General features: G+C 66.3%; 2 protein-coding genes. Both read left to right on the top strand.

The window, feature by feature from the left end:
* Window positions 1-104: 104 nt before the first annotated feature.
* Window positions 105-13,352 carry a LysM peptidoglycan-binding domain-containing protein gene (locus tag AC1U89_RS01040; protein ID WP_479897787.1) on the top strand — a complete coding sequence of 4,416 codons (13,248 nt, stop codon included), beginning with the start codon at window positions 105-107 and terminating at the stop codon, window positions 13,350-13,352.
* Window positions 13,349-13,909 carry a hypothetical protein gene (locus AC1U89_RS01035; protein ID WP_479897786.1) on the top strand — a complete coding sequence of 187 codons (561 nt, stop codon included), beginning with the start codon at window positions 13,349-13,351 and terminating at the stop codon, window positions 13,907-13,909. Before AC1U89_RS01040 ends, AC1U89_RS01035 begins: the two co-directional genes overlap by 4 nt.
* Window positions 13,910-14,124 lie beyond the last annotated feature (215 nt).

Here is a 14,124-nt window from a genome sequence, read left to right as displayed (position 1 = left end):
GAAGAAAGTCCTAAACCTCCGCGACGCGCTTCCGACCACACCTCTGTGGGGTTGGGCGAAGCCGCGTCCGACCCCCGGCCAACGAGATGTACGGGGAGCGAGCCATGGTCGCGATTGTCACGGGGAACAGCCTGGGTCTCCAGAGCAGTTCGGTCGCGCTGCTGGGATCGCGCGGCCTCCTCGGCAACGCGACCGTCGGACGTGGCGGCGAGAACGTCTACGTCAACGCGGCCACCGGCAACCTGGTCGTCCAGCGCACGGACGAGATGCTGATCGGGCTGGGTCCGGACGACGTGATCGCCCGGGCCTACAACAGCAAGGGGACCTCCACCGACAACTGGCGGCTCAGCGTCCAACGCTCGGTCACGGGCCTGACGGGCACGCTCAACACCGTCGGCAGCACGATCACCCGCACCGACTGGGACGGCGCCCAGGTCGTGTACGGCTGGTCGGCCAGCCGTTCGGCCTATATCGCCACCGACGGCGGCGGCGCCTACGACAAGCTCACCTACAACGCCGGGGTCTGGACCTGGGCGGACGGCAACAGCCTGGTGGTCGAACGCTATGACGAGGCCAATGGCGGCCGGATCCTGACCAGCGCCGACAACAACGGCAACACCCTGACCTTCAGCTACAACGCCGGCGGCCAGGTCAGCCGGGTGACCACGGCCGACGGCTACTACACCGATCTGGTCTACACTGGGACCCTGCTGACCCAGGTGGTCACGGGCTACAAGCCCGACGGCGCCGGCTCGGTCACCACCTTGACCCGGGTGCGCTACGGCTACGACACCTCCAACCGCCTGACCACGGTGACCGTCGACCTGTCGCCGACCGACAACGACATCACCGACGCCGCCACCTACGTCACCACCTACACCTACAGCGGGACCAGCAACCGCATCGCCTCGATCGCCCAGAGCGACGGCTCGCTGCTGCAGATCGCCTATATCCAGCCCACGGCGGGGGACTACCGGGTCGGCACACTGACCGAGACGATCTCGTCGGGCGTCACCCGCGTGACGACCATCGGTTACAACACCGCCACCCGCACCACCACGGTCACAGACCCCTACAGCCAGGTCACCAGCCTGGTCTATGACGCGGCTGGCCAGCTGACCCAGATCACCGCGCCGCCCGCCGTCGCCGGCGAGGCCGCCCAGGTCACCACCTTCACCTACAACGCCAACGGCGACGTGCTCACCGCGGCCGCCGGCAGCAATGTGGTCACCTACACCTACGACGCCTTCGGCAACGTGGCGACCGAGACCGACCTGCTCGGCAACGGCGTCGTCCGCAGCTACACCAACGCCGGCCAGCTGACGAGCGAACTGCACTACGGCCCGGGCAGCAGCCTGGTGTTGCCGGCCTATTTCTATTTCTACGACAGCGCCAATCGCCTGCAGTACAGCCTGGTCGGCTTCAACGGCGGCCTGACCGCCACGACCTACGAATATGACGGGTACGGGCGCCGGACCGGCGAGCTGCAACTGAGCAACTACGCCCAGGTCGGCAACTTCGCGAACGCCCCGACCGCGGCGTTGACCGCCAGTTGGTTCGCCGGCCTCACCGACAAGTCCGGGGGCGTTCGCACGGACACCACCTACGACTTCCGCGGCAACGTCGCCAGCGTGACCACCTATGGCAAGCTGCTGGTCAACGGCCAGGGCGACACCAGCGATCCGACCGAGGTCTCGCGCACCAGCTTCATCTACGATCAGGCCGGCAATCTGCTCAACCGGGTGACCCTCGACGGCGCGGGCGATCCGGCCGGGACCCATCCGCACGAAACCTTCGTCTATGACGGCCTGGGTCGCCTGGTGGCCTCGACCGACCTGCGCGGCTACACCACCAGCATCGCGTTCAGCGACGCCGCCCGCAAGACGATCGTCACCCTGGCCAGCGGCCTGGTGCAGACCTCGGTCTACGACGCCATCGGGAATCTGCTGAGCTTCACCAGCTCGGCCGGGACGCAGGGCTCTTCGGTCACCAACTTCACCTACGACAAGCTGGGCCGGCTGCTCACCACCAGCGACCCCACCAGCGTCAAGAGCCAGCAGCTCTACGACAAGCTGGGCCGCAAGGTCGCCGACCTGGATGCCGACGGCAGCGTCGTCGAGTACATCTACAACAGCGACAACCTGCTGGTCCGGACGATCCGCTACAAGACCCTGCCCACCGCCGCCCAGATCTCGGCGGCGACCGGCAGTCCGACCACGGCCACGATCGCGGCTTTGCGGCCCGTCGCCGACGCCAACGACTCCTGGGAATGGCGCGTCTACGACACCTCCGGCCGTCTGGTGGAGACCATCGATCCGACCGGCGCCGCGACCGAGTATGTCTATGACGGCTATTCGCGCCTGGTCGCGACCACGCAGTACGCCACCCAGTTGGACGTCGCCGCGCTGAAGGCCGCGCCGCCGACGGCCAAGGTGCTGCCGGCCGCCTCGGCGACCTTCGACCGCACGGCCCGCAACTTCTATGACCGTTTCGGCCAGCTGATCGGCGTGCTCGACGCCGAAGGCTACCTGACCGAGATGGTCTACGACAATCTGGGACGCCAGGTCGAAACCATCCGCTACGCCACGGCGACCACCGGCAATCGCGCGAGCGACGATTTCTCGACCCTGCAGTCCACGGTGGTGTCCGGCGCCCTCAGCGCCAAGGACATCCACAATCGGGCGATCTATGACGGCCAGAACCGCCTGCGCGCCACGGTCGACGGCGAAGGCGACATCGTCCGCTACAACTACACCGCCGACGGCGACGTCCGCGAGGAGATCCACGGCCAGAAGCTGGCGGCCGGCGTCGCCGCCACCCTGGCCAACGTCGCCGCCGCCGCCGCCTCCGGCCCGATCGAGACCACGACCTACGTTCGCGACGCCAGCGGGCGGGCCACCACCATGACCCGGAGCCTGACGGGCGGTGGGACCGAGACCACGACCTACGGCTATGACACGGCCGGCAACCTGATCTCGACCTCGACCGTCTCGACCCAGACGCCGACGGACGTGCGGGCCACCAACCGGGAATACGACCTGCGCGGCCGCCTGATCCGCGAGCTGTCGGGCGAAGGCAGCGCCGCGCTCGCCGCGCTGGGCGCCACGCCCACGGCCACCCAGATCAACACCGTCTATAACACCTACGGCGTCCGCTACACCTACGACGCGGCCGACCGTCTGGTCTACAGAATCGACCCGAACGGCACGGGCACATCGGGCCTCAGGACCCTCTACTATTACAACAAGGACGGGCAGCTCACCCATACGGTCAACGCCGCCAATGAGGTGACCGAGCGCCGCTACGACAACCTGGGGCGCCTGACCGACACCATCGTCTATGCGGCGCCCGTGACGCCGGTCGCGGGGATGGACGGCGGTCTGGTCAATACGACCCTGCTCAACGCGGTGGCCGCGATCGCCAACCCCGCTCTCGATAGCGTCACCCACCTGGACTACGACGCGCGCGATCTGGTCACGATGTCGACCGACGCGACAGGCGCCACGACCGCCTATGGCTACAGCGCCTTCGGCCAACAGACCATCAGCGTGGCCCAGCTGGACGCCACGAGCTCGGTCGTGACCACCCAGGCCTATGATCGCCGTGGCCTGCTGCTGGCCACAACCCGCGACGCCGAGACCGGCGGCCTGCAGCTGACGACCCAGTTCGGCTACGACGCCTTCGGCCGCGTCTTGCAGACCATCGACCCGAACGGTGCGAGCCGTTCGTCGACCTACGATCGAGCCGGGCGGACGATCACGACCACCGACGCCTTGAACCGGGTTCAGAGCTTCGCCTACGACGCCCGTGGCGCGGTGGTGAGCTTCACCGATCGCGAGAACAAGACGACCACCTACGCCTACACGGCGTTCAACCGCCAGGTGACCGTCACCACGCCCGAAGGGATCATCACCACCAGCGTCGCCAACGCCTACGGCCAGACGATCTCGGTGACCGACGGCGCGGGTCGGGTGACGACCTACACCTACGACAAGAGCGGCGCGCTGAAGACCAAGACCGATGCGGCGGGCACGGAAACGCGCAACTACGACAAGGCCGAGCGCCTGGTCGACATCATCGACGCCACCGGTCTCAAGACCAGCTTCACCTACGACGCGGCCAATCGCGTGCTGAACCGCAAGGTCAACAGCGGCGGCATGAACCTGACGACGTCCTACGCTTACGACACCAAGGGTCAGCAGATCTCCGTCACCGACGCGACCCGGGTGGTGACGATCGCCTACGACAAGGTCGGACGCCAGACGACGGTGACGGTCGACCCGGCCGGACTGGCGATCGCGACGGTCTACGCCTACGACAAGGCCGGCCGCGTGCTGACCGTGACGGAAGCCGCGGGCACGTCGGCCGCCCAGGTCACTCAGTACAGCTACGACAAGGCCGACCGGCGCACCAAGACGCAGGTCGACCCCGCCGGCCTGAACCTGACCACCAACTACACCTACGACAAAAACGGCAACGTGACCGCCGCCAAGGACGCGACGGACAAGATCACCCGCTACGTCTACGACGCCGAGGGGCGGTTGACCTGGACGGTGGATGCGGTCGGGGCCGTCACCGTCCGGACCTACGACGGCGAGGGGCGCGTCGCCTCGGTCCGCCTCTACGCCAACCAGATCGCCGCCGCGGCCCTGGGGACCCTGTCGCTGACCCCGACCAGCGCCGATATCACCGCGGCCGTCGCGACCTCGGCCAACGACGAGGTGACGATCTATCTGTACAATGGCGACGGCCAGCTGCGCTATTCGCTGGACACCTACCTGCGGCCGACCAAGTACATCTATGACGGTTCAGGCAATCTGATCCGCACGCGACAAGGCCTCCTCGCCATCCCGGCGACGGGGACCTACACGATCGCCTATGTCGACCAGAACTCCAACCTGGCGCCCGCTGACAAGCGGGTCAGCCGCACGGTCTATGACGGCGCCAATCGGGCGATCTTCACCATCGACGCCATGGGGCAGGTCACCGCCTTCAGCTACGACGCGGCGGGCCGCGTCATCAAGGTGCGCCAGTACGAGACCGCCTACGTCAACCCGGCGGATACGGACAACAACCTGGACCCCAGCCTGGCCACGATGCAGGCTTGGTCGGCCGGCCTGACCGGCACGGCGATCGACGAGGACCGCACCAGCCGCACGCTCTACGACACCGCCGGCCGCCCGGTCTACGCGGTCGATGCCGAAGGCTACGTCACCGAGACCCGATACGACTCGGTCGGCCGGGTCACCAAGACCCTCCGCTACGCGGCCAAGTACTCGACCAGCGACGGCACCACCGCCGCGGGCCTGAAGTCGACGATCGGCACGGCGCAGGCGACCCTCGACGCCGCGGCGACGACCACCTACGCCTATGACGCCGCCGGCCGCTTGACCGACGTCACCAACGCCGAAGGGGTGGTCACCCACCTGGTGCTGGACGCGCAGGGCCGGATCACCGACAGCACGGTGGCCTACCAGACCGCCGACGCGGCCACGACCCATCGGGTCTACGAGGCCGCCGGCCGGCTCGCGAGCGAGACGCTGGGCTACGGCACGGCCGAGGCCGCGACGACCACCTACGCCTATGACGGCCTGGGCCGGGTGACCACCATCACCAACGCCCGCGGCTTCACCACCACCTACGCCTACGACGCCGTGGGCCACATCAAGACCGAGACCGTCCAGTTGGACGCCGGGGTCAACGCCGTCACCGCCAAGCAGTACGACGCGTTCGGCAACCTGGTGAAGGTCACCGACCCGCGCAACAACGTCGGCTATTTCTACTACGACAAGCTCAACCAGCTGGTCCTGCAGGTCGATCCCGAGGGCTACTACACCAAGACCGAATATTCCGTGGGCGGCGAGGTGACCAAGGTCACGCGCGGCGCCGTCAAGGTCTCGGCGCCGACGGTCGGCGTCATGCCGACCGTGACGGCCAACGCCGCCGACCAGGTCACCACCTTCGTCCGCGACCGCCTGGACCGCGTCACCTCCGTCACCGACGCGGAGAACTACACCGAGACCTACACGCTCAACGCCTTCGGCGACCGCACGGCGGTCACCAACAAGCTGCTGGCCACCAAGACCTATGTCTACGACAAGCGCGGCCTGATGCTGACCGAGGTGCTGCCGGTGGGGTCCACCCGCGCCGACGGCACGACCCAGTCGGCCACGATCACCAACAAGTACGAGTACGACGCGCGCGGCAACCGCACCAAGACGATCGAGGCCTATGGCCTGACCGAGCAGCGCACGACGCTCTTCGCCTACGACAGGCTCGACCGCCTGATCCAGGAGAGCGGCGACAGCGTCCAGGTGCTGAGCGAGGACCTCGGCACGACCACCTCGGTGACGCCGATCTCGACCATCGCCTACGACAAGCGCGGCAACATCGTCCAGACGGTCGACCAGGCCGGCGCGCGCACGATCAGCTGGTTCGACCATCTGGACCGGAAGGTCTCGCAGGTGGATGGCGTGGGCACGCTTCACACCTGGACCTACGACCTGGCCGGCAACGTGGCGTCCGAGCGGGTCTACGCCGATCCGGTGGCGATCACGCCTTCCAGCCCGACCGGGTCCTGGACGGCCGATACGGTGGTCGAGGGCCATATCGGCCCGCCGCGCTACATGGCGAGCGGCGAGATCGCCAACGTCGTCCAGGAATGGACCTACGACTGCACCAGCTCCACGCTGACGGAATATGCCTACAACGCCGCGGGTGAGGTGGGGATCTGGGACGGTACGGGCTATCGGGTCGAGGGCTCGTGGATCCCCACCTCGGCCACGCCGGGAACCTACAGCGGCGACTACAGCGTCCGCGCCGGAACCTACGGCGCCCTGGCGCCGACCGATCCCCAGCCGACGGGTTCGGGCGGTTATCGCGAGACGCTCTATACCTACGACCGAAACAACCGCCTGGTCGCTTCGACCGTGGCGAGCCAGCTGGTCAATCTGCCCGCCAACGGCAATGCGCTGACGACGTCGAACCTGGTGACCCAGACGGTCTATGACGCGGCCGGCAATGTCGTGCAGGTGATCGACCCCAACGGCCGCAGCGTCTTCTCGTTCTACGACAAGGCCGGCCACAAGGTCGCCAGCGTCGACCAGGAAAACTACCTGACGTCCTACACCTTGGACGGCGACGGCAACGTGCTGACCGAGGAACGCTTCGCCACGCGGGTGGCGAGCGCCGTGACGACGTCCAGCGATCCGGTCGCCCTGCGCGCCAACGTGGCCAAGACCGCCGACGACCGCATCACGGTCTTCACCTACGACCGCAATGGCCACCGGCTCACCGAGCAGCGCAACGGCGTCGCCAGCTATACGATCAACGCCACGACCGGCGTGCTCAGCGCCGGCCCGACCAGCGCCTTGATCACCTACGCCTATGACGGACTGGGCAACGTCACCCGCAAGACCGAGGCCACCGGCGACTATATCGACTACGCCTATGACGGCCTGGGCCGCCAGACCTCGGCCACCGCCTCGGCGTTCACCGACTACACCGGCGCTTCGGTCCGGACGATGACCGAGACCAAATACAACGGTCTCAACGACCTCACCCGCAGCACGGTCCGCAGCTTGGCCGGCACGGCGACCACCGACCAGACCACGACCTACACCTACGCCGGCGGCACCGGGCGCCTGCTGACGGTGACGGACGCCGCCGGCTTCACCCGCACCTACGCTTACGACGTGGGCGGACGCGTTCTGCGGGAGTCGTATGTCAGGACGAAGTCCGACGGCGCGACGGTCGCCGAGGCCAACGTCTATCGCTACGACCAACTGGGCCGGGTCATCTCCCAGGGAACCGCCAGCTACGGCTCCAGCTGGACGCTCGGCGACCAGACCCAGGTCAAGTACAACGCCTATGGCGAGGTCGTCGCCAAGGGCGTCAACGGCGGTTGGCAGGAGAAGTACGACTACGACTCCGGCGGCCGCCTGTGGCGTTCGACGGCCGGCGACGGCGTGATCAAGCTCTACGTCTATGACGGCGCGGGCAAGGCGACCCAAACCCTCACCTCGTCCGGCGCGGACCTGTCCGGGTTCACCACCGCCACCATCGGCGGGCTGTTTGTCGCCCTCGGCGCGGGTTCGGTGGCCGGCGTCACGCTCACCTACAGCACCTACGACAAGCGCGGCCAGCAGACCGGCTCCGTCGAGGCGCGTCGTGAACTGACGGCCGGCGGCGGCGTCGCCAACCTGACCAGCGGCAAGACCTACAACGCCTTCGGCGAGGTGGCGTCCGAGACCGACGCGCGCGGCTACACCACCAACTTCGCCTACAACACCCTGGGCAAGCTGGTTCAGAAGAAGAGCCCGCAGACGACCTACACGGCCGAGAACGGCGCGGTGATCAGCGTCGTCCCCACCGAGACCTACGCCTACGACATCTCCGGCCGCCTGCTCGGCGTCACCGACGCCAATGGCAATCTCAACAGCCGCCTGCTGCTGGCCGGCTCGGGATACGGCGGTGATGAAGCCTTGGTCACGGCTGAATTCCACGCCGACCACACCGTCAGCCGCGTGGGCTTCGACGTGTATGGCGACGCGCGCAAGTTCACCAACGAACTGGGCTTCGTCGAAACGCGCACCTACGACAAGATGGGCCGGACCCTGACCGTGACCCATCCCACGCGCGGCGCCGCCGGCGCGCTGGTCGACACATACACCTATGACGGCCTGGGCCAGCAGCTGAGCCACGCCAACTCGGTGCTCGGCGCCAGCGTCAAGGAGACCACCGACTACGACCGCCAGGGCCGGGTCATCAAGACCGTCAGCTACGCCGGCGACGTCACCAGCTACACCTACAGCTACAACGGCGTGCTCTCGACCAACGGCCTGGGCGTGTTCGGCGGCTGGACCAAGATCACCAACTTCGCCGGCGGCACGACCTCGATCGACCGCAGCGACTATTTCGGGCGCACCACGGAGCATATCKACCAGGGCGGCCACCGTTCGCTCTACAGCTTCGACAAGGCCGGGCGCATCGCCAGTCAGGACGCCGGCCCGAACCTGGGCGGCCGCACCCTGGTCTACAGCTATTTCAACACCGGCAAGGTGGCCACGCTCACCGACACCAGCCTGGCCGGCGTGACCGCCACCACCACCTACGGCTACGACGCCAACGGCAACCGCACGATCGAGCAATACTCGGCGGCCTCGGCCAGCGGGGGGGTCTCGTTCCAGAACGCGACCTCGACCTACGACGCCCTCAACCGCCTGACCTCGGTGGTGGACAGCGGCTATGCCAACTCGCGGCCGATCAACATCACCTACGCCTACGACGCCGTCGGCAACATCCGCCGCATGCGGTCGGTCTACACCAGCGCCGCCGGGGCGACCGGCCAGGTCCAGGACTACTGGTACAAGTACGACAGCATGAACCGCTTCGTCACCACGAAGGGGTCATTCGACACGGCGAGCAACGCGATCGTCCGCGGCGCCGAGGGCGTCGAGATCACCTATGACGCGGCCGGCAACCGCGCCACCGCCACGACCACCATCACCAAGACCGAGACGGTGACCACCACCGTTCCGGCGGTCACCGTTCCGGGACGCACGATCCCCGCCCACTATGCGGTGGCCTACTATATCGAGGCCCAGGACATCGTCTCGACCTACTACAACGGAGGCTACTACTACGCCGTCAGCGTCACCGGCGAGGTGGGCAGGATGGACGGCACCGGGCGCTATCTCGTGCCCGAGGCCAAGGTCTGGGTCGAAGGCGCCATCCATCCGGGCGTCTATGTCCCGGAGCATACCGAAACCCGATCATACTGGGTGGACACCTACGCCATACCGCAGCCGCCAATCACCCAGCCCTGGGCGGTGCCGGCGGTCACGCTCCCGAACGGCAGGACGATTCCGGCCCACGCCTCCTATAGCCACTACCTGGCCGACGACGAAATCGCGTACCTCAACATCGACCAGTACGCTTCTTCCTGGGGCAGCTATGTCGCGGAAGCCATAAGCTATACCAGCGAAACAGGAGAGTGGGACGGMACGGGCTACTGGCACAAGCAGGTGATGGTGTCGGTGCCTCAGCCCGACATCATCGTGCCGGGCCACACGGAATACTACAATGTCGTGGTCCCGGCCTACACCACGCCGGCCACCCAGGATCCGGGCTACTACACGACCGCCTGGCGGCCCGAGCAGGTCATCGCCGCCCGCACGATCAGCCAAGCCTACACGGTCACCAGCCAGCAGTCCTACTCCACCGGCCGCACCGAGCACTACAGCTACACCGAGGACGGCTACCTGCTGTCCACCACGGTCAACGAGGGCACCTATGCCGGCGGCATGACCGCCCAGGTCGCCTTGGCCAGCGACACGCGCGACCTGCTCGGTCGCGTGACCGAGCACTACGAGTACACGGCCACTGGCGCGCTGGCCTACAGCAAGACCGCCAGCTACGACAGCCGCTCGAACGTGACGGCGGACTACACCAACACCCTCGGTTCGGACAGCGTCTACACCTACACCTCCACCACCTACACCTACGCGGCCGGCGGCGGCCCGCTGACGCTCAGCACCTCCGCCTCCACCCGCAGCGGCCAGACCACCAACACCCGCACCAACAACACCTATGTCTGGTGGGACAGCGCGGTGGTGTCGGCGGTCAGCTACAGCAGCGGGTCCTCCTCGGTCGCGACCCGGACCTGGTACACCTATTACACCTACGACAACGGCGGGAACTTGGTCTCGGCCTCGGTCAACGACGGCTTCCCGCGCACCATGACCTACGTCACCGACGCCATGGGCCAGGTGATGATGCGCCAGGACATCGCCGGGTATGGCGCGGCCAGCGGCGTGCAGGCCGCCATCGCCAATCCGGTGATCAACACCGGCCGTCCGGTCGAGCTCTACTACTACTTCAACAACCTGCGGGTCGGCGACGTCGGCAACGACGGGGCCGGCAAGCTGGACTACGCCGCCACGATCAACGCCCGCGGCGCCAACCACACGCCCGGCCAGGTGTTCACCGGCCGCGGCGCCCAGGCCGACTTCGACCAGAGCTACGACCCGATCAGCCCGACCAGCCAGGGCGACGCCAGCTCGACCTACACGGCCAAGGCCGGCGACACCCTGAACTCCATCGCCACGGCGATGTGGGGCGACGCCAGCCTCTGGTACCTGATCGCCGACGCCAACGGCCTGTCGGGTCCCGGCGCCATCGCCGCCGGCATGCGCCTGGTGATCCCCAACAAGGTCGCCAACCTCCACAACAACAACGCCACCTTCCGTCCCTACGACCCCAACCAGGCGATGGGCGAAACCTCGCCCACCAACGCCCCGGCCCCGGTCCTGGCCGCCAAGGCCAAGAAGGGCTGCGGCGTCGTCGGCCAGATCCTGATGGTGGTCGTGGCGGTGGTGGTGACCGCGCTGACCTACGGCGCGCTCACGGCCCCGACCAGCACCCTGTTTGGCGGGGTCTTCGCCGGCGCTACCAGCGGTATCGCCGCGGCCACCGCGGGCGCGATCGCCGCCGCCGCCGGCAGCATCGCCAGCCAGGCCTTCGGGGTCGCCACCGGCAACCAGGACAAGTTCAGCTGGAAGAGCGTCGCCATGGCGGCGGTCACCGCCGCGGTTGGCGGCGTGGGCCCGGTGGGATCGGTCCACAACGTCGAGGACTTCGCCATCGCCGTCGCGAAGGGCGCGGCGAACAATGCGATCAGTCAGAGCATCGGCGTTGTCATAGGGGTGCAGGACAAGTTCAGCTGGACCAATGTCGCGGTCGCGGGCGTGGTCGCCGGCGTGTCCAGCGCCGTGGACACCAAATTGACGACCAAGTTCGGGGAGTTCAGAGCCGATAGCTGGCAGGGCATGGCCTCCACCGCGCTTTCCGGAAGCGCCGGTGCGATCGCCGGCGCCGCGGCGCATAGCCTGATCGATGGTTCGGACTTCGGCAAAAACCTGATGACGGCCCTGCCGGACGTGATCAGCAGCACGATCGGTAACGCGATTGCTGGGGGGCTGCAGCGCGCGGCTGAACTGGCCGAACGTCGGGGTGAGGGCAAGTTCGGGATCGCTCGCGATGTTGGGGAGGTTCGGCCCATCGAGACGGTCGGGGTCGAAGGCCCGATCACCGGATCAACGCCTCGCATGGTCAATGAGCAACTCAGCTACGCTCCCTTCATCAATGCCAGCGACCTCTCCTATGACTATTCAGGATCAGGGGCGGCCAGGACGATCACGGCAGGGGCCGCGCGAAGGCCGTCATCGGGCGACCGTAGTGCGACGGCGGGCTATTCGGCCGGCTTCATGGGCGCGCCTGGCACCATGGTCGATGGAGTCATTCCCATCCACCAGAATGGGGCGTGGGTGGACAACACGCGGCTTAGGGTCCCTGCCGGCACGAAGGTCGAAATCGGCGATGTCCTAGAAAGACGAGGCGGCGAGGATCGCCTGATCCGAAAAATCTACATCGCTAACAAAGACTTTGGCGCCGTGGCGCTCGACTACAAGCCTGGCCTGCAGCAAGAGCTCTTTGGCGGAGGCTATATCGACGTCCCGCTTCTGAACGAGGCCACCTCTTCAATAAGCGCAAATCACACCGAGGGTTTGGGCATCAGGGCGGCACGTGAAGCGGCGTCCTGGGCGGACTTCCGGCAGGACCCTGCCGGCACGCTCGCTACTTTGACGCAAGGCGTATTGGAGGGCGTACGAAGCCAGATCGACCAGGCCAGTCCCATCAAGCAAAGCTTCAGGACACTGAACTTGGCAGTCTCGACGGTAGAGGGTTTCCGCAATCTGGCGCGGGATCCTCAATCGGCACGAGACAACATGGTCGCGCAAAGCGGACCGCTCGGCCAGGCGATCGCCAGCGGGGACTTGAATCGTCTTGCGCGGCTAAGCGGCGAGTATCAGCCGGAATTGCTTTCAGGGGCCCTGGGCCTGCCCGAGATGGTGGAGAGCAAGGCCGTGTTCAACCGAGGGCGATTGGACCTGGATGAAATCGGTTTTGACGCTGCAGAGAGTGAGACGCTTTCGCCATTCACCCAACGTTACCTGTCAGAGAGTGGCGGACGATGGGGCTCGACGGCTACACGGGAGCAGAACTATGCGATCACTCGCGAGCTTGACACCCGTGAATACACTTTTGGCGATCGGCCTGGAGGCGGTCTTGGCCCGGAGGAATATATTGCAGGACCTGGTGGCGGATCGAAGGGCGGGAGCTACGTTGATATCACGGCTACTGCGCCGAACGGTCGCACCGTGAGAATCCAGACTGTGACGACTCGCGCGGACGGAGTGACTCCAACAGCCAGTGAAGCTGCGGCAGCTGCTAGGATCAGAGCAGCCTTCCCGAATGACAAACTCATCCTTGTTCCGAAGCGGGTTCCATGAAGCAGATTTTCTTTTTCGCCACCCCAGCCGACATCGCGCCGGTGCTGCGGCGGCTGGAATCAAATGCACCGTTGAAATTTATCGAAATTGGAACTCTCTCGACTCCAGATCGGGCGATCTATCTAGAGTCATCGCAAATCCCCAATCCCGGGCTAGCGACCCACGAGACCGGGAGTCAATCTCAAGCCTACATGGTGTCTCATCGAGACACTAAAAATCACATGCAAGTCTCTGTGACGAAGAGAGGTGAAAAGCGCTGGAACTTGTTCGGGGCCGATAACGAAGAGGCTATCTCGTTGAACATGGCGGGCCTCTGGAAGACTGGAACCCTGTTGCCCGGAAGCGTGGCGACCGTCCACGAAAAGCCTGTCGCACAAGAACTTATGAAATGGTTCCAATCCGCCTTGAAGGCCGAAGACTTCACGAAGGTTCGGAACTGGTGGTTAGGCAAGGAAGCGATGGCCATGCTGTTGTCCGGGAAGCGCCTGACGACAACGGCGGAGCAATCACCGCCAGATTTTGATCTTAAGCTACCGGGCAACCTCGGCGATGAATGATCTAACGTGCCTCAGGGCATCCTGAAGATCTGCGCCCAGGCGACGCAGCGAGGGGCGGGGGGGGGAGCCGCCCCGTTTCTGAAACTCTGCCAGGCCGCCGACGGAGAAGATGGTTCCCGCAAGGGCGGCAGAGGTGCAAGGCCATGGCATCCGCCGCCCGACCCTTCGCTACTTCGCGCCGAGGCTCATGTCGCTTGGCGATTTGGCCGCCGTCG

Source organism: Caulobacter sp. 05T431 (assembly GCF_056665975.1).
Note: the sequence above shows the minus strand (reverse complement) of the source record. Positions and strands in the feature narration are given on the sequence as shown.